A 17203-nucleotide genomic window follows, 5' to 3' on the forward strand; every position below is an offset into this window, starting at 1 on the left:
TGCGGGTCAGTCCCGCTCGCCGCCGCCCAGGTGGTGCACCCGGACCATGTTGGTGGTGCCGGGGACGCCGGGGGGCGAGCCGGCGGTGATGATCATCGTGTCGCCGTCGTTGTAGCGGTTCAGCTTCAGCAGCTCCGCGTCGACCAGGTCGACCATCGCGTCGGTGGTGTCCGCGTGCGGGACGACGTGCGACTCGACGCCCCAGCTCAGCGCGAGCTGGTTGCGGGTGGCCTCGTCCGTGGTGAAGGCCAGGATCGGCTGGGCCGTGCGGTAACGGGAGAGGCGGCGGGCGGTGTCGCCGGACTGGGTGAAGGCGACCAGTGCCTTGCCGTCCAGGAAGTCCGCGATCTCGCAGGCGGCGCGGGCCACCGAACCGCCCTGCGTGCGGGGCTTCTTGCCGGGGACCAGCGGCTGGAGGCCCTTGGAGAGCAGCTCCTCCTCCGCGGCGACGACGATCTTCGCCATCGTCTTGACCGTCTCGATCGGGTAGGCGCCCACCGAGGACTCGGCGGAGAGCATGACCGCGTCCGCGCCGTCCAGGATCGCGTTGGCGACGTCGGACGCCTCGGCGCGGGTCGGCCGCGAGTTGGTGATCATCGACTCCATCATCTGGGTCGCCACGATCACCGGCTTGGCGTTCCGCCGGCACAGCTCCACCAGGCGCTTCTGCACCATCGGGACCTTCTCCAGCGGATACTCGACGGCCAGGTCGCCGCGGGCCACCATGACACCGTCGAACGCCGCGACGACGCCCTCCATGTGCTCGACCGCCTGCGGCTTCTCCACCTTGGCGATGACGGGGACCCGGCGGCCCTCCTCGTCCATCACCTTGTGGACGTCCTTGACGTCGTCGGCGTCCCGGACGAAGGAGAGGGCGACCAGGTCGCAGCCCATCCGCAGGGCGAAGCGAAGGTCCTCGACGTCCTTGCCGGACAGGGCCGGGACGTTGACCGCCGCGCCGGGCAGGTTGATGCCCTTGTGGTCGGAGATGACACCGCCCTCGATGACGATGGTCTTCACCCGTGGGCCCTCGACCGCCACGACCTTCAGCTCGACGTTGCCGTCGTTGATCAGGATCGGGTCGCCCTTGACGACGTCGCCGGGCAGACCCTTGTAGGTCGTGCCGCAGATCGACTTGTCGCCGGGGACGTCCTCGGAGGTGATGGTGAACTCGTCCCCGCGGACCAGCTCGACCGGGCCCTCGGCGAACTTCGCCAGCCGGATCTTCGGGCCCTGGAGGTCGGCGAGCACGCCCACCGCGCGGCCGGTCTCGGCGGCCGCCTTGCGGACACGGTCGTAACGGCCCTGGTGTTCCTCGTGGGTACCGTGACTGAAGTTGAAACGGGCCACGCTCATGCCGGCCTCGATCAGAGCGACGAGCTGCTCATGGGAGTCGACGGCGGGACCGAGGGTGCAGACGATTTTGGAACGGCGCATGAGGCGGATCCTATCGGTTTGTTTCGCTGCGGAATATTCCGTCTGGTGGAAGATACAAAGGGGCGCGGGGGTGCTCAGTTGTCGACCCGTCCGAACCGTGGACTACGGCCCCTCGACGAGCGCGAACGTCTGGTCGGCGATCTCCAGCTCCTCGTCCGTCGGCACCACGGCGACCGCCACCCGGGCGTCCTTGGGCGAGATCAGCCGCGGTTGTGCCGACCGTACGGCGTTGAGCGAGGCGTCCACCGCCATGCCCAGCCCCTCCAGGCCCGCGATGGCAGCTTCCCGCACCGGAGCCGCGTTCTCCCCGACCCCCGCCGTGAACGCCACCGCGTCCACCCGGCCGAGCACCGCCGTATAGGCGCCGATGTACTTCTTCAGCCGGTGGATGTAGATGTCGAAGGCCAGCGCGGCCCGCTCGTCGCCCTCGTCGATCCGGCGGCGGATCACCCGCATGTCGTTGTCCCCGCAGAGGCCGACCAGCCCGCTCCTCTTGTTCAGCAGGACGTCGATGTCGTCGGCCGACATGCCCGCCACCCGCTTCAGGTGGAAGGTGACCGCCGGATCGATGTCCCCGGAGCGCGTGCCCATCACGAGCCCCTCCAGGGGCGTCAGCCCCATGGAGGTGTCCACGCACCGCCCGCCCGCGACCGCCGACGCGGACGCCCCGTTGCCCAGGTGCAGCACGATGACGTTCACGTCCTCGGGCGCCCGGCCCAGCAGCTCGGCCGTCTTCCGGGAGACGTACGCGTGCGAGGTGCCGTGGAAGCCGTAGCGGCGGATGCGGTGCGCGTCGGCGGTCTCCACGTCGATCGCGTACCGCGCGGCCGCCTCCGGCATCGTCGTGTGGAACGCCGTGTCGAAGACCGCGACCTGCGGCAGGTCCGGCCGCAGCCCCCGCGCCGTGACGATGCCCGTGATGTTCGCCGGATTGTGCAGCGGCGCGACCGGGACGAGGCGCTCGATCTCCTCCAGCACCTCGTCGGTGATCACGGTCGGCGCGCTGAACCTCAGCCCGCCGTGCACCACCCGGTGCCCGATCGCGGCGAGTTCGGGGGAGTCGAGCCCGAGGCCGTCCGCCGCCAGCTCCTCGGCCGCCGCCTTGAGCGCCGCGGCGTGGTCCGCGATCCGGCCCGTACGCTCACGGGGCTCCGCGCCGCCGCCGGTCAGCGGCGTGTGCGCCAGGCGCGAGGTCTCCTCGCCGATCCGCTCGACCAGGCCCGAGGCGAGCCGGGAGCGGTCGCGCATGTCGAGGAGCTGGTACTTCACCGACGAGGAGCCGGAGTTGAGGACGAGGACGCGGTGCGGTTCCACAGGGGGTGCCGTGCTTTCGTTTCCGGAGTCAGTGGCCGGGGGAATGGGTGCCGTCATGCGGGGCGCTCCTCGCCCTGCGCCTGGATCGCCGTGATCGCCACGGTGTTGACGATGTCCTGGACGAGCGCGCCGCGCGACAGGTCGTTGACCGGCTTGCGCAGACCCTGGAGCACCGGGCCGACCGCCACCGCGCCCGCCGACCGCTGCACGGCCTTGTAGGTGTTGTTGCCGGTGTTCAGGTCCGGGAAGATCAGCACGGTCGCCTGGCCCGCCACGTCGGAGCCGGGCAGCTTCGTCGCCGCGACGGACGGCTCGACCGCCGCGTCGTACTGGATCGGCCCCTCCACCCGCAGCTCGGGCCGCTCCGCCCGCACCCGCTCGGTGGCCTCGCGCACCTTGTCGACGTCGGCGCCGGAGCCGGAGGTCCCGGTGGAGTACGACAGCATCGCGATCCGGGGCTCCACGCCGAACCGGGCCGCCGTCACCGCCGACTGCACCGCGATGTCCGCGAGCTGCTCCGCGTTCGGGTCCGGGTTGACGGCGCAGTCGCCGTACACGAGGACCTTGTCGGCGAGGCACATGAAGAAGACGGACGACACGATCCTGGCGTCGGGCTTGGTCTTGATGATCTCGAAGGCCGGGCGGATGGTGGCCGCCGTGGAGTGCACCGACCCGGACACCATCCCGTCGGCCAGCCCCTCCTGCACCATCAGCGTGCCGAAGTAGTTCACGTCCGCCACCACGTCGACGGCCAGCTCCACCGTCACCCCCCGGTGCGCGCGCAGTTCGGCGTACCGCTCGGCGAAGGCGCCCCGCAGCTCCGAGGTGTGCGGGTCGATCAGCTGGGTGTCCGCGAGGTCGATGCCGAGGTCGGCGGCCTTCTTGCGGATCACGTCCACGTCGCCGAGCAGCGTGAGGTCGCAGACGTCCCGGCGCAGCAGTACGTCGGCGGCGCGCAGCACCCGTTCCTCGGTGCCCTCCGGCAGCACCACGCGCTTGCGGTCGGAGCGGGCCTGCTCCAGCAGCTCGTGCTCGAACATCATCGGCGTGACGCGTCCGCTGCGGGCCACCGAGATCCGGTCGAGAAGGGCGGCGGTGTCGACGTGGCGCTCGAACAGGCCGAGGGCGGTCTCCGCCTTGCGGGGCGTCGCCGCGTTCAACTTCCCTTCGAGGGCGAAGAGTTCACCGGCGGTGGGGAAGGAGCCGCCGGCCACCGACACGACCGGGGTCCCCGGTGCGAGCCGGGCGGCCAGCGTGAGTATCTCCTCGCCGGGGCGCTCGTTCAGGGTCAGCAGCACGCCCGCGATGGGCGGGGTGCCCGCGCTGTGCGCGGCCAGCGAACCCACCACCAGGTCCGCCCGGTCCCCGGGGGTGACCACCAGGCAGCCGGGCGTCAGCGCGTTCAGCAGGTTCGGCAGCATGGCCCCGCCGAACACGAAGTCCAGCGCGTCGCGCGCGAGCCCCGAGTCGTCGCCGAGCAGCACCGTACCGTCCAGCGCCGCAGTGATCTGGGCGACGGTGGGCGCCGAGAGCGCCGGGTCGTCCGGCAGGACCGAGACGGGCACCGGCAGCCGTGCCGCGAGCCGCTCCGCGATCGTCGCGCGGTCCTCGGCGGCGACCCGGTTCACCACCATGGCCAGCACATCGCAGCCGAGGCCCGCGTAGGCGCGGTACGCGTTACGGGTCTCGGCGCGGACGGACTCCGCGTTCTGCCCCTTGCCGCCGACCACCGCGATCACCGAGGCCCCGAACTCGTTGGCCAGCCGGGCGTTCAGCGCCAGCTCGTCGGGGAGCTGGGTGGCGGCGAAGTCGCTGCCCAGGACCAGGACCACCTCGTACTCGCGGGCGACCTGGTGGAAGCGGTCGACGAGCCGGGAGACCAGCTCGTCCGTGCCCTTCTCCGCCTGCACGGCGGAGGCCTCGTGGTAGTCCAGGCCGTAGACGGAGGCCGGGCTCTGGGAGAGCCGGTAGCGGGCCCGCAGCAGCTCGTAGAGCCGGTCGGGTCCGTCATGGACCAGCGGACGGAAGACGCCGACCCGGTCCACCTGACGCGTCAGAAGCTCCATGACTCCCAGCTCGACGACCTGCCGGCCGTCCCCCCGGTCGATGCCGGTCACGTACACGCTGCGCGCCACGCGTGCTCTCCCGTCCTTGTGTTCGGTGCCGCGACCCGTGGGCGTCCGGACGTGCGGTGATGCCCCCGTGCCCGCCCGGTGATCCGCCGGGTGCGGCATTGGCCTGCATTGCCTCTTGACGATACCTGCGGGGGCCGCTATGCCGCCCGCCGGAGGCTTCGCCCCGGGCAGGGGCCCACGCCCCCGCCCGGCAGGGCCTCCTACCCCCTGAGCCCGGCCGAAAGCGCGGGGTCCGTGCCGGGCGTGGGACAATCGTCCTGGTTCAGGGCACGGAGGCCGCCACGGTCGGTCTCCCGGAAAAGCGCGACTAGCGAGCAGGAGACACACCTCGATGCGCATCGGAATTCTCACCGCGGGCGGCGACTGCCCCGGCCTGAACGCAGTGATCCGGTCGGTCGTCCACCGGGCCGTGGTCGGCCACGGCGACGAGGTCATCGGCTTCGAGGACGGCTTCAAGGGGCTGCTCGACGGCCACTTCCGCCCCCTCGACCTCAACGCGGTCAGCGGCATCCTCGCCCGCGGCGGCACCATCCTCGGCTCGGCCCGCCTGGAGCGCGACCGGCTGCGCGAGGCCGCCGAGAACTGCGAGGAGCTGTCCCGCCGTTACGGCATCGACGCGCTCATCCCGATCGGCGGCGAGGGCACGCTCACCGCGGCCCGCATGCTCTCCGACGCCGGCATGCCGGTCGTCGGCGTCCCGAAGACCATCGACAACGACATCTCCTCCACCGACCGGACCTTCGGGTTCGACACGGCGGTGGGCGTCGCCACCGAGGCCATAGACCGTCTCAAGACCACCGCCGAGTCCCACCAGCGCGTGATGGTCGTCGAGGTCATGGGCCGGCACGCGGGATGGATCGCGCTGGAGTCCGGGATGGCCGGCGGTGCCCACGGCATCTGCCTGCCCGAGCGCCCCTTCCAGGTCGACGACCTGGTCAAGATGGTCGAGGAGCGGTTCGCGCGCGGCAAGAAGTTCGCCGTCATCTGCGTCGCCGAGGGCGCGCACCCGGCCGAGGGCTCCATGCCGTACGCCAAGGGCGAGATCGACCAGTACGGCCACGAGCGCTTCCAGGGCATCGGCAACCGCCTGGCCATCGAGCTGGAGACCAGGCTCGGCAAGGAGGCCAGGCCGGTCATTCTCGGCCATGTCCAGCGCGGCGGCACGCCGACCGCGTACGACCGGGTGCTCGCCACCCGCTTCGGCTGGAACGCCGTGGAGGCCGTGCACCGCGGCGACTTCGGCCGGATGACCGCCCTGCGCGGCAACGACATCGCCATGGTCCCGCTCGCCGACGCCGTCACCCAGCTGAAGAGGGTGCCCGCCGAGCGGATGTACGAGGCCGAGTCCGTCTTCTAGCCGCCCTTCCGGGCGGGGGCCGACCCTCCGGAACCGCACGGGCCGCACGGGCGGCCCGTGCGGGGTCACACCCCGGCGGTCCGCCAGAACTGGTCCACCACCCGGGCCAGGAAGGCCCGGCCCGCGTCGCCCGTCGATCCGGCGCGTTCCTGGCCCGTGCTGCTCCAGCTCAGGGTGGAGACCATCAGGGCCTGGTAGTCGGCGTGCAGCTGTTCCAGTACGTCCTGGATCAGCGCCCGGTCCATCGGGACGATCTTGGCGACCGGGCGGACGTACGCCTGCCAGCGCGTGGTGACCGCGCTGCTCAGCAGCTCCGCCAGCTCCTCGTCGCGGCCCGTCGCCGTGAGGAACTGCGCGGCCGTCAGCTCCAGCGCCCGGCACAGCGCCGCCGACTGCTTCTCGTTGCCCCGCCAGCGCCCCGACTCCTCCATCCGCAGGTACGAGGCCCCGGTCATCCCCAGCTGGCGGGCCAGGTCGTCCACGCTCAGATCCCGGGTCATCCGGTGCTCGCGCAGGGTGGCGGCGGCCGCCAGCAGCTCCCCGGGGGCGCACCAGAGGACGCCGGCGAGGGCGGTCAGCTCACGTTCCCCGGGCGTCGCGAGGCCGCGCTCCCAGGCGATGACGGTCTCTGCGCTGATCCGGAGTCCGTACTGGGCGGCGAGCCCGTAGGCGACATGGCCGGGAGCCATCCCCAGAGCCTCGCGGAGACGGCGCGCGGCGGGGGCGTTGAATGGCGGGGTGGGGTGCACGGGCCCACCGTAGAAGTCCATTTCCGCCCTGGCTACGGTACGTTCCCCACAGATCACGCTTCGTAGGAACCTCCAGCTGCGAACCGGGCGGGCGGTACGCGAATACCGTCCCACCAGCGCTTTCTTTTGCTCCTCCGGACGGGCGCGCCACGGCCGTGAAACCGACCGGCAAGCGCTTGTCGGCCATTCCGGCGGCGGCCGGTCAGCGCCCCGAGGCCAGCCAGCGGTAATGCAGTTCAGGTCGGCCCACCTGCCCATAATGCGGACGCCTCGCGGCGCTGCCGACGGTGACGAGGTGCTCCAGATACCGCCGGGCCGTGATCCGCGAGATGCCCAGCCGCTCCCCGGCGGCGGCCGCCGTCACCCCTTCCGGCGACTCCTTCAGCACCCGGGTCACGGCCTCCAGCGTCGGGCCGCTGAGCCCCTTGGGCAGTGCGGCCGGATGCGCGACCCGCAACGCGCCCAGCGCCCGGTCCACCTCCTCCTGCCCGCTCGCCTCCCCGGCGGCGCCCCGGAACTCCGCGTACCGCACCAGCCGGTCCCGCAGGGTGGGGTACGTGAACGGCTTCAGCACGTACTGCACGACGCCGAGCGACACCCCCTCCCGCACCACCGCGAGATCCCGCGCCGAGGTCACCGCGATCACGTCCGCCCCGTGGCCGGAGGCGCGCAGCGAGCGCAGCAGCCCCAGTCCGTGCCCGTCGGGCAGATAGAGGTCGAGCAGCAGCAGATCCACCGGCGTCCTCTCCAGCGCCCGCACCGCCGCCGCCCGGGTGTGCGCCACCGCCGTGACCGTGAAGCCCTCCACCCGCTCGACGTACATCTGGTGGGCGTCGGCGGCCACCGGATCGTCCTCCACCACCAGGACCCGGATCATGCCGTGACCTCCTTGTGCGCCGACCCGGGCGTGGAGCCGGAACCGGGCACTGACCCGGAACCCGGCGCGGGCCGCGAACCCGTCGGCGCCCGGGCCGGAAGCGGTAGCCGTACGGTGAACCGCGCGCCGCCGTCCGGACCCGCGTCCAGCTCCACCGTGCCCCCGTTGCGGTACGCCGCCTGCCGCACCAGCGCCAGACCGAGCCCGCGCCCCGCCCCGTGCGTCGACCAGCCGCGCCGGAACACCTCGTCCGCCGCCTCCGGGCCGATGCCCGCCCCCGTGTCCGTGACCCGCAGCAGGAGCTCCCGCTCGTCCGCGAGCGCGGTCACGGTGACCCGGGCCCGCCCCGCCGGACCCCCGGGAGCCCGGGGCGCGGGCACCGCCCCGGAGCCGTCGTCCGAGCCGCCGTCGGCGCCGTCCGAAGCCGCTTCCACCGCGTTGTCGATCAGATTGCCCAGGATCGTCACCAGATCGCGCTGGGCCAGCGAGGGCGGCAACGCCCCGTCGTCGATCAGGCTGTCCTCCGCGAGCACCAGCTCCACACCCCGCTCGTGTGCCTGGGCGGCCTTGCCCAGCAGCAGCGCGGCCAGCACCGGTTCCTCCACCGCCCCCACCACCCGGTCCGTCAGCACCTGCGCCAGCTCCAGCTCCGCCGTGGCGAAGTCCACCGCCTCCTCCACCCGGCCCAGCTCGATCAGCGACACCACGGTGTGCAGCCGGTTCGCCGCCTCATGGGCCTGGGAGCGCAGCGCCTGCGTGAAACCGCGCTCCGAGTCCAGCTCACCGGCCAGCGCCTGCAACTCGGTGTGGTCCCGCAGGGTCACCACCGTGCCGCGCCGCTCACCGCCCACCACCGGACGGGTGTTGACCACGACGATCCGCTCCGCCGTCAGATGCAGCTCGTCCACCCGCGCCTCGGACGCCAGCAGCGCCCCGGTCAGCGGCGCGGGCAGGGCCAGCTCGTCGACCGTACGGCCGACCGCCTCCGCGTCCGGCTGAAGACCCAGCAGCTCCCGCCCGGCGTCGTTGATCAGCGCGACCCGCCGCCGCCCGTCCAGCATCAGCAGCCCCTCGCGCACCGCGTGCAGGGTGGCCTGGTGGTAGTCGTGCAGCCGGCTCAGCTCGGCCGCGTTCATCCCGTGGGTGTGCCGCCGCAGCCGGGCGTTGACCACGTACGTGCCGACGCCGCCGAGCGCGAGCGCCCCGCCCGCCGCCAGCGCGAGCGCGCCGAGCTGGTCCCGCACCTGAGAGGAGACCCGGTCCACGGTGATGCCCGCGCTGACCAGGCCGACGATCCGCCCGTTGTCGCGGATCGGGGTCACCACCCGTATCGAGGGGCCCAGCGTGCCGGTGTACGTCTCGGTGAAGGTCTGCCCGCGCAGGGCCTTCGCGGTGTTCCCGAGGAAGGTGTCCCCGATCTGCTCGGTGTCCGGATGCGTCCAGCGGACCCGCTCGGTGTCCATGATCGTGATGAAGGCGATCCCGGTGTCCTCGCGCACCCGCTCCGCGTACGGCTGGAGCGCCGCGGACGGGTCCGGGGTGCGGATGGCCTCCCGTACGGAAGGGGAATCGGCCACCGCCAGCGCCGCCACCCGCACCTGCCGCGCGGCCGTCTCCTCGGCCTGCGCGCTGCCCGAGACGTACGCGAAGACGGCGCACCCGGCCACCACCGCGGCGATGAGCACGACCTGCATGGCGAAGAGCTGGCCCGCCAGGGATCGGGGGAGGGTACGGGGGAGGCGCATACCCCACAGTCTGCCTGGCTCCGCCGGGGCTGCCCCGGGTGGCCGGAAAGCGACCGTGAACGATATGAACGCAAGGGTGACCGGGGTCACAGGGCGGTGGATAGTCACCGAAGCCCCCAGGGACGGGGGCGCACGCTATGACCGAGCCGAGGAGCCCCACCATGGCTGTGGCAGCCAAACAACGGGACCGCACCCACTACCTGTACATCGCCGTGATCGCCGCCGTGGCGCTCGGCATCCTGGTGGGCTTCGCGGCCCCCGGGGTGGCCGTCGAGCTGAAGCCCATCGGCGCCGGCTTCGTGAACCTGATCAAGATGATGATCTCGCCGATCATCTTCTGCACGATCGTCCTGGGCGTCGGCTCGGTGCGCAAGGCCGCCAAGGTCGGTGCGGTCGGCGGTCTGGCGCTGGGCTACTTCCTGGTCATGTCGACCGTGGCCCTCGCCATCGGCCTGCTCGTCGGCAACGTCCTGGAGCCCGGCTCCACCCTCCACATCACCGAGCAGGCGCGGGCCGCCGGCGAGGCGCAGGCGTCGGGCGCGAGCGAGTCCACCGTGGACTTCCTGCTCGGCATCATCCCGACCACGATCGTCTCCGCCTTCACCGCGGGCGAGGTCCTCCAGACCCTGCTCGTCGCGCTGCTCGCGGGCTTCGCGCTCCAGGCGATGGGCTCGACCGGCGAGCCGATCATCCGCGGCATCACCCACATCCAGCGCCTCGTCTTCCGCATCCTCGCCATGATCATGTGGGCCGCCCCGGTCGGCGCGTTCGGCGCGATCGCCGCGGTGGTCGGCGAGACCGGCCTCGACGCCCTGAAGTCCCTGGCGATCATCATGATCGGGTTCTACGTCACCTGCGCGCTGTTCGTCTTCGTGGTGCTCGGCGCGATCCTGCGCCTGGTCGCCGGGGTGAACCTGTTCTCGCTGCTGAAGTACCTGGGCCGCGAGTTCCTGCTCATCCTGTCCACCTCCTCCTCCGAGTCGGCCCTGCCGCGGCTGATCGCGAAGATGGAGCACCTGGGCGTCAGCAAGCCCGTCGTCGGCATCACCGTGCCGACCGGCTACTCCTTCAACCTCGACGGCACCGCGATCTACCTCACGATGTCCTCGCTGTTCATCGCCAACGCGATGGGCGACCCGCTGAGCGCGAGCGAGCAGATCTCGCTGCTGGTCTTCATGGTCATCGCCTCGAAGGGCGCGGCGGGCGTGACCGGCGCGGGCCTGGCGACCCTGGCCGGCGGACTCCAGTCGCACCGCCCCGAACTCGTCGACGGCGTCGGCCTGATCGTCGGCATCGACCGCTTCATGAGCGAGGCCCGCGCGCTGACCAACTTCGCGGGCAACGCGGTCGCCACGGTGCTGGTCGGCCACTGGACCAAGGAGATCGACAAGGACCGGGTCAACGAGGTGCTGGCCGGCCGGGTCCCGTTCGACGAGAAGACCCTCGTCGACGACCACGCCCCGGCAGGCGGCCCGGGCGAGGTCCCCGAGCAGCGGGACACGGCCGAGCAGCCCGCGAAGGTCTGACCCGCCCCCCCACACACAGACACACGCAGCCACTGCGCCCCCACCCAAGGACACCCGTATCTCCGGTACGGGTGTCCTCGGTCCGTGTCCGGTACTGGTTCCTTGTGTCCGTGTTCTGTCACGACCGCCCCGGCCGGCACAACCCTCCCTGTCCGGCACCGGTCTTGAGGGGTGAAGGACCGCAGTCCGCCCACGAGCCCCACGACCGAAGGACTTCCATGCGCATCCCCCCTTCCCGCAGCCGTACCCTGCGCGGCGGGACCGCCGCCGTGGCCGCCACCGCGCTGGTGGCGCTGGGCGCCGCGCCGGCGCTCGCCGCCGAGCCGGAGCCTGACCTCGGCGTCGGAACGATCGCACCGATCAAGGGGGTTCAGGCCGGAAGCGCGTTCTCCACACCCCTGACCTTCCTCAACAAGGGGACGGAGGAGGTGCCCGTCTCCTATGTGACGTACGCCGTGTCACCCGGTCTCCAGGCCGACGAGATGTACAAGAACTGCAGCTACTACACGATCCCCTCCTACGACGAGATGCCCGACTCCCACGTCGCCGCCTGCAAGATCGACCAGCCGCTGAAGCCGGGCGTCGTCTACGGGACGGAGAAGCCGCTCTCCCTCAAGGCGCTCGGCTCCGCGCTCAACGACGACCTGCGGGTGACGCTGGGCGTCACCGAGCCGGACCCGGACGCGGGAGACAGCGGCTCCACCGATCCGGTCCAGGGCACCGGCGACCCGCTCACCCTCGTGGAGAAGGGCCCCGCCACCGACGCCGACCGGAAGAACCACCCCGAACCGGTCGCCTCGACCGACGTCACCGCGGCGAACACCGCCGACTTCGGCCTGACCGGCGCCGAGCTGAAGGGCAAGGTCGGCGACAAGGTCACCGCGACGGTGAAGTTCGCCAACAAGGGCCCCGCCCGGGTGCAGGGGAAGCCCGGCCAGAGCGTGACCACCGTCGACATCCGCATCCCGAAGGGCACGTCCGTCGTCAAGGCGCACGGATACTGCGACGCGGTCACCAAGACGCACTACAGCTGCGGTACCTCGCAGTCCTGGGTTGATGTGGACGGCGGCGAGGGTTACCCCTTCGTCCTGCGCATCGACAAGGCGGTCGGCCGCACCACCGGCGACGTCACCTTCAGCGGGCAGGAGCGCCCCTTCGACCGGAACGCGGCCAATGACACCGCACAGGTCGTGATCGACACCGGCAAGGAGTCGGACACCTCGGGCTCCACCGGTTCCACCGGCGGTACGGGGGGTACGGGCGGTTCCTCGTCCACCGGAGGCTCCGGCTCCACCGGCTCCACGGGCACCACCGGCGGGACCGGCACCACCGGCGGCTCCGCCGACACGGGCGGCTCGACGGCCGGCGGCGCGACCCCGCAGACGACCGGCGGCAACCTCGCCGCGACCGGTTCGGACTCCACCGCGCCGCTCGTCGGCATGGCGGCCGCGGCGGTCGCCGCGGGCGGCGGCATCGTCTGGGCCGTGCGCCGGCGGTCGGCTGCCCGCGCCCACTGACGACGCGGTCCTCCTCTCCCGGCCCGACGCGGACGCCCCGGCCCGGCGCGGACGCCCCGGCCCGGCGCGGACGCCCCGGCCCGGCGCGGACGCCCCGGCCCGGCGCGGACGCCCCGGCCCGGCGCGGACGCCCCGGCTCGATCCCGACGACCTGATCCGACGCCCTTGCGTTGACGTCGGGGTCAAGGAATACGTTCGTCCCATGCGAATCGGGGAGCTGGCGAGACGGGCCGGGACGACGACGCGGACGCTCCGCTACTACGAGTCGCGCGGGCTGCTGCCCGCGCGGCGCGCGGAGAACGGCTACCGCAGCTACGACGAGGGCGACCTGCGCCTCCTCCTCCAGATCCGGACCTTGCAGGACTTCGGGTTCGGCCTGGAGGAGACCAGGCCCTTCGTCGACTGCCTGCGCGCCGGGCATCCGGCCGGGGACTCCTGTCCCGCCTCGCTCGCCGGCTACCGGCGCAAGCTCGACGAGCTGGACGCCCTGATCGGCCAGCTCACGTCGGTGCGCGCCGAGGTCGGCACACAGCTCGCCCGAGCCGAACTGGAGGCGTCGGCCGCCCTGCCCGGCGGACCGGAGCCCCGCTGCGAACTGGGAGGACACCCATGATCCGGACCGAAGGCGTCACCGACGTCACCGAGGAGACCTTCGAGGCGGAGGTGCTGGAATCGGCGCTGCCCGTGCTCGTGCAGTTCACCGCCGAATGGTGCGGCCCCTGCCGTCAACTCGCGCCCGTGCTGGGAGCGATCGCCCGCCAGGAGGCCGGCCGGATCAGGATCGTCCAGCTCGACGTCGACCGCGAACCCGGGATCACCGTCCGGTACGGCGTGCTGGCGACACCCACCCTGATGGTCTTCCGGGCGGGCGAGCCGGTGAGGTCGATCGTCGGCGCCCGGCCGAAGCGGAAGCTCCTCAAGGAGTTGGAGGACGTCCTCGCCCCGGCCGGCCCCACCGAGCCGCACCGCCCCTGACCGCACCGACCCGAACGCACTGCCGACCTGGACCGCGCTGACCTGGACGCTTTCCCGGAAGTGCGTATCTGACAGTCAAGTGGGTTCTGGTCAGCCGCTGTTCGCCCGCCCAGCATGATCCCCATGACGCGAGCGAACACGACCACCGACCCCACCTCCGGCCCCACCCCCGTCACGGTCCTCGGCCTCGGCGACATGGGCCGCTCCCTGGCCCGCGCCTTCGTGGCCGCCGGCCACCCCACCACCGTCTGGAACCGTTCTCCCGGGAAGGGCGAGGACGTCGTCTCTCTGGGCGCGGTGCGGGCCGCGTCCGCCGAGGGGGCCGTGCGGGCGAGCGGGCTCGTCGTGGTCTGCCTCACCGACTACGACGCCTCCGACGCGGTCCTGGAGCCGCTGGCCGGGGCGCTGGAGGGGCGGGTCCTGGTCAACCTCACCTCGGACACCCCGGCCCGGTCACGGCAGACCGCCGCCTGGGCCGAGAAGCACTCCCTGGCGTACCTCGACGGGGCGATCATGGTGCCGGTCGACGTGGTCGGCTCCGCCGAGGCGCTGGTGTTCCACTCCGGCGACCGGGCCGCGTTCGAGGCGCACGAGCCCACCCTCAAGGCGCTCGGCGAGCCCGCCACCTTCCTCGGCGAGGACCACGGGCTCGCCGCCGCCTACGACATGGCGATGCTGGACTTCTTCTACGGGGCCATGGGCGGCCTCGTCCACGCGTTGGCGCTGGCCCGTGCGGAGGGCATCGACGGCGCCTCGCTCGCCCCGTACCTCAACACGATCGCGGCCATCCTGCCGCCGATCGCGGCGGAGACGGCGGAGGACATCGACACGCGTTCGTACGCGCGCGAGGGCGCCAACCTCGCCATGATGGCGGCCAGCGTCGACCACATCCTGCACACCGCGAAGGACCGCCGCCTGGACGTCTCACACCTCGCCGCCCTCAAGGGGGTCACCGACCGGGCGATCGCCAAGGGCCACGGCCCCGACTCCTGGTCGAGCATCGTCGAGGTGATCGCCGCCGGTCACTGACCGCCGTCAACGGGGGAGGGGCCCGCACCACGTCGTCATCGACGCGGTACGGGCCCCGGCCGTTCACCCCGGCCCGGGCTACGCCGGGCGGAACCACACCGTCGCCAGCGGCGGCAGCGTGAGCGAGATGCTGCACGGGCGGCCGTGCGCGGGCACCGCCTCCGCCTTCAGCGGCTCCTCGTTCCGCACGTCGCCGCCGCCGTAGCGGGCGGCGTCGGTGTTCAGGACCTCCACCCAGCCCTCCGTGCCGGTCTCCGGCACCCCGAGGCGGTAGTCGCTCCGGACCGCAGGGGAGAAGTGCGAGACCGCGAGCAGCGGGGAGCCGTCCGCGTCGTACCGCAGGAACGCGAACACGTTGTCCTCGGCCGCCCCGCCGTCCACCCAGCAAAACCCCTCCGGAACGGTGTCCCGCTGCCACAGCGCGGGCACCGCCCCGTACACCGCGTTCAGGTCGCCGACCAGGTCGCGCACCCCGCGGTGGTCGCCGGACGCCTCGTAGGAGGGGTCCAGCAGCCACCAGTCCGGCCCGTGCCCCTCGGACCACTCCGCTCCCTGGGCGAACTCCTGCCCCATGAACAGGAGTTGCTTGCCGGGGTGGGCCCACATGAAGCCCAGGTAGGCGCGGTGGTTGGCGCGCTGCTGCCACCAGTCACCGGGCATCTTCGCCACCAGCGCCTGCTTGCCGTGCACCACCTCGTCGTGCGAGATCGGCAGCACGTAGTTCTCGCTGTACGCGTACACCATCGAGAACGTCATCTCGTCGTGGTGGTACTTGCGGTGGATCGGCTCCTTGGCGATGTACTGGAGCGAGTCGTGCATCCAGCCCATGTTCCACTTCAGCCCGAAGCCCAGGCCCCCGCCGTCGGTGGGCCGGGTGACGCCGTCCCAGGCGGTGGACTCCTCGGCGATGGTGACGACACCGGGATTGCGCCGGTAGACCGTCGCGTTCATCTCCTGGAGGAAGGCGACCGCGTCCAGGTTCTCCCGGCCCCCGAACTCGTTGGGCGACCACTGGCCCTCCTCGCGCGAGTAGTCGAGGTAGAGCATCGAGGCCACCGCGTCGACCCGCAGCCCGTCGATGTGGAACTCCTCGCACCAGTACGTGGCGTTGGCGACCAGGAAGTTGCGGACCTCGGTGCGGCCGTAGTCGAACTCCAGCGTCCCCCAGTCCGGGTGCGCCGCGCGCTGCGGGTCGGAGTGCTCGTACAGCGGCCGGCCGTCGAACTCGGCCAGCGCCCAGTCGTCGCGCGGGAAGTGCGCCGGAACCCAGTCCATGATCACGCCGATGCCCGCCCGGTGCAGGGCGTCCACCAGGAAGCGGAAGTCGTCCGGGGTGCCCATCCGCGAGGTCGGCGCGTAGAACCCGGTGACCTGATAGCCCCAGGAGCCGCCGAAGGGATGTTCGGAGACCGGCATCAGCTCGACGTGCGTGAAGCCCAGGTCCTTCACATAGGCCGGGAGCTGCTCGGCGAGTTGCCGGTACGTCAGTCCCGGGCGCCAGGAGGCGAGATGCACCTCGTACACCGAGAACGGTGCCTCGTGGACCGGCCGGTCGCCCCGGTGCGCCATCCAGTCCGCGTCCTGCCACGCGTGGTGCGACGCGGTGACGATCGAGGCGGTCGCGGGCGGCACCTCGGTGCGCCGGGCCATCGGGTCGGCCCGCACCGTGTGCGAACCGTCCGGGCGGCAGATGTCGTACTTGTACAGCGCGCCCTCGCCGACCCCGGGCAGGAACAGCTCCCACACCCCGGTAGAGCCGAGCGAACGCATCGGGAAGCCCGTGCCGTCCCAGTAGTTGAAGTCACCGGTGATCCGCACGCCGCGCGCGTTCGGCGCCCAGAGGGTGAAGCGGGTGCCGGCCACCCCCTGGTGCTCCATCGGCTCCGCGCCGAGCGCCCGCCACAGCTGCTCGTGGCGGCCCTCGCCGATCAGGTGCAGATCGAGCTCGCCGATCGCGGGCCAGAAGCGGTACGCGTCCTCCACCTCGATGACGTTGTCGTCGTACGCCACTTCGAGCCGGTACGCGGGGGCCTCCGGCACCGGCAGCACGCCGGAGAAGAAGCCGTCGCCGTCGTCGTGCAGCTCGGCGCGCAGCCCGGTCGCCAGCACCGTGACCGACCGGGCGAACGGCCGCAGCGCCCTTACCAGCACTCCGCCGGGGATCGGGTGCGCGCCGAGCACGTCGTGCGGCGCGTGGTGGTCACCGGCCAGCAGCCGGCCGCGGTCCGCGCCCTCCAGGGCCGGTGCGGGACGCGCGCCCTGGCCGTCCCCGGCCTGTCGGGGCCGCGGCGGTCCGGCGTCGGCGCGCCGGGGCCGGACGCGCCCGGCGGGCGCGGCCGTCGTGGTGGTCGCGGCGGGCGCGGGCGTCGGCGCCACGTCGACGGCGGATGCGACGGGTGCCTCGGCCGGCGCCTCGGCAGGGATCTCGACGGGCACGTCGACGGGCAGTTCGGCGGTCTTGCGGGATGCCTTGCGGGACGGCTTGCGGGCGGTCACAGGGACTGCCTCCTCGGAGGGTGAAGGGGGGAGCGCGGGGTGGAGG

General features: G+C 72.3%; 13 protein-coding genes. 6 read left to right on the forward strand and 7 right to left on the reverse strand.

The window, feature by feature from the left end; genetic code table 11:
* Positions 1-6: 6 nt before the first annotated feature.
* The 3 genes from pyk to pta all read right to left on the reverse strand — a co-directional run bounded on the left by pyk (position 7) and on the right by pta (position 4886).
* The gene (gene pyk, locus HET64_RS14245; RefSeq protein WP_215105445.1) at positions 7-1437 is read right to left on the reverse strand and encodes a pyruvate kinase; all 1431 of its coding nucleotides are present in this window, start codon (positions 1435-1437) and stop codon (positions 7-9) included.
* Positions 1438-1539: 102 nt separating this feature from the next.
* Complete coding sequence (locus HET64_RS14250; RefSeq protein WP_215105446.1) at positions 1540-2751, reverse strand: acetate kinase; 1212 nt, start codon at positions 2749-2751, stop codon at positions 1540-1542.
* A 53-nt stretch (positions 2752-2804) separates the two neighbouring features.
* Positions 2805-4886, reverse strand: a complete 2082-nt coding sequence (pta, locus tag HET64_RS14255; protein WP_215105448.1) for a phosphate acetyltransferase — start codon at positions 4884-4886, stop codon at positions 2805-2807.
* A 331-nt stretch (positions 4887-5217) separates the two neighbouring features.
* Between pta and HET64_RS14260 the strand changes: the two genes are divergently transcribed.
* A complete protein-coding gene (locus HET64_RS14260; RefSeq protein ID WP_007448045.1) occupies positions 5218-6243 on the forward strand; it encodes an ATP-dependent 6-phosphofructokinase in 1026 nt (341 codons plus the stop codon).
* A 65-nt stretch (positions 6244-6308) separates the two neighbouring features.
* Here the strand turns inward: HET64_RS14260 and HET64_RS14265 are convergent, their stop codons facing one another.
* The 3 genes from HET64_RS14265 to HET64_RS14275 all read right to left on the reverse strand — a co-directional run bounded on the left by HET64_RS14265 (position 6309) and on the right by HET64_RS14275 (position 9614).
* Positions 6309-7013 carry a helix-turn-helix transcriptional regulator gene (locus tag HET64_RS14265; RefSeq protein WP_215105450.1) on the reverse strand — a complete coding sequence of 235 codons (705 nt, stop codon included), beginning with the start codon at positions 7011-7013 and terminating at the stop codon, positions 6309-6311.
* Positions 7014-7194: 181 nt separating this feature from the next.
* Positions 7195-7869: a response regulator gene (locus tag HET64_RS14270; RefSeq protein ID WP_215105452.1), complete on the reverse strand. Its 675-nt coding sequence runs from the start codon at positions 7867-7869 to the stop codon at positions 7195-7197.
* Complete coding sequence (locus tag HET64_RS14275; protein WP_215105454.1) at positions 7866-9614, reverse strand: sensor histidine kinase; 1749 nt, start codon at positions 9612-9614, stop codon at positions 7866-7868. Before HET64_RS14275 ends, HET64_RS14270 begins: the two co-directional genes overlap by 4 nt.
* A 161-nt stretch (positions 9615-9775) precedes the next feature.
* On the opposite strand from HET64_RS14275, the gene HET64_RS14280 reads away from it, so the two are divergent.
* The 5 genes from HET64_RS14280 (at position 9776) to HET64_RS14300 (ending at position 14661) form a co-directional block, all read left to right on the forward strand.
* Complete coding sequence (locus tag HET64_RS14280; RefSeq protein WP_215105461.1) at positions 9776-11140, forward strand: cation:dicarboxylate symporter family transporter; 1365 nt, start codon at positions 9776-9778, stop codon at positions 11138-11140.
* Between the two features lie 218 nt (positions 11141-11358).
* Positions 11359-12657 carry an LAETG motif-containing sortase-dependent surface protein gene (locus tag HET64_RS14285; RefSeq protein WP_215105463.1) on the forward strand — a complete coding sequence of 433 codons (1299 nt, stop codon included), beginning with the start codon at positions 11359-11361 and terminating at the stop codon, positions 12655-12657.
* A gap of 202 nt (positions 12658-12859) precedes the next feature.
* Positions 12860-13270 carry a MerR family transcriptional regulator gene (locus HET64_RS14290; RefSeq protein ID WP_215105465.1) on the forward strand — a complete coding sequence of 137 codons (411 nt, stop codon included), beginning with the start codon at positions 12860-12862 and terminating at the stop codon, positions 13268-13270.
* Positions 13267-13632: a co-chaperone YbbN gene (locus HET64_RS14295; protein ID WP_215105467.1), complete on the forward strand. Its 366-nt coding sequence runs from the start codon at positions 13267-13269 to the stop codon at positions 13630-13632. The genes HET64_RS14290 and HET64_RS14295 overlap by 4 nt, the downstream gene beginning before the upstream one ends.
* A 123-nt stretch (positions 13633-13755) precedes the next feature.
* On the forward strand, positions 13756-14661 hold the full coding sequence (locus HET64_RS14300) for an NAD(P)-dependent oxidoreductase (protein WP_215105469.1): 906 nt from the start codon (positions 13756-13758) through the stop codon (positions 14659-14661).
* 78 nt (positions 14662-14739) lie between these two features.
* Here HET64_RS14300 and glgB read toward each other — a convergent pair whose 3' ends face one another.
* Positions 14740-17157 (reverse strand): 1,4-alpha-glucan branching enzyme, encoded by a 2418-nt coding sequence (glgB, locus tag HET64_RS14305; protein ID WP_215105471.1) that lies wholly within the window; start codon positions 17155-17157, stop codon positions 14740-14742.
* Positions 17158-17203: the final 46 nt, after the last annotated feature.

The sequence above is a fragment of the Streptomyces sp. McG3 genome (genome assembly GCF_018619185.1).
GTDB lineage: Bacteria > Actinomycetota > Actinomycetes > Streptomycetales > Streptomycetaceae > Streptomyces.

Bases quoted from the DNA above. Each gene is read 5' to 3' on its own strand.
- pyk (WP_215105445.1), bottom strand. From the start codon at position 1,437: ATGCGCCGTTCCAAAATCGTCTGCACCCTCGGTCCCGCCGTCGACTCC.
- HET64_RS14260 (WP_007448045.1), top strand. From the start codon at position 5,218: ATGCGCATCGGAATTCTCACCGCGGGCGGCGACTGCCCCGGCCTGAAC.
- HET64_RS14265 (WP_215105450.1), bottom strand. From the start codon at position 7,013: ATGGACTTCTACGGTGGGCCCGTGCACCCCACCCCGCCATTCAACGCC.
- HET64_RS14270 (WP_215105452.1), bottom strand. From the start codon at position 7,869: ATGATCCGGGTCCTGGTGGTGGAGGACGATCCGGTGGCCGCCGACGCC.
- HET64_RS14275 (WP_215105454.1), bottom strand. From the start codon at position 9,614: ATGCGCCTCCCCCGTACCCTCCCCCGATCCCTGGCGGGCCAGCTCTTC.
- HET64_RS14280 (WP_215105461.1), top strand. From the start codon at position 9,776: ATGGCTGTGGCAGCCAAACAACGGGACCGCACCCACTACCTGTACATC.
- HET64_RS14285 (WP_215105463.1), top strand. From the start codon at position 11,359: ATGCGCATCCCCCCTTCCCGCAGCCGTACCCTGCGCGGCGGGACCGCC.
- HET64_RS14290 (WP_215105465.1), top strand. From the start codon at position 12,860: ATGCGAATCGGGGAGCTGGCGAGACGGGCCGGGACGACGACGCGGACG.
- HET64_RS14295 (WP_215105467.1), top strand. From the start codon at position 13,267: ATGATCCGGACCGAAGGCGTCACCGACGTCACCGAGGAGACCTTCGAG.
- HET64_RS14300 (WP_215105469.1), top strand. From the start codon at position 13,756: ATGACGCGAGCGAACACGACCACCGACCCCACCTCCGGCCCCACCCCC.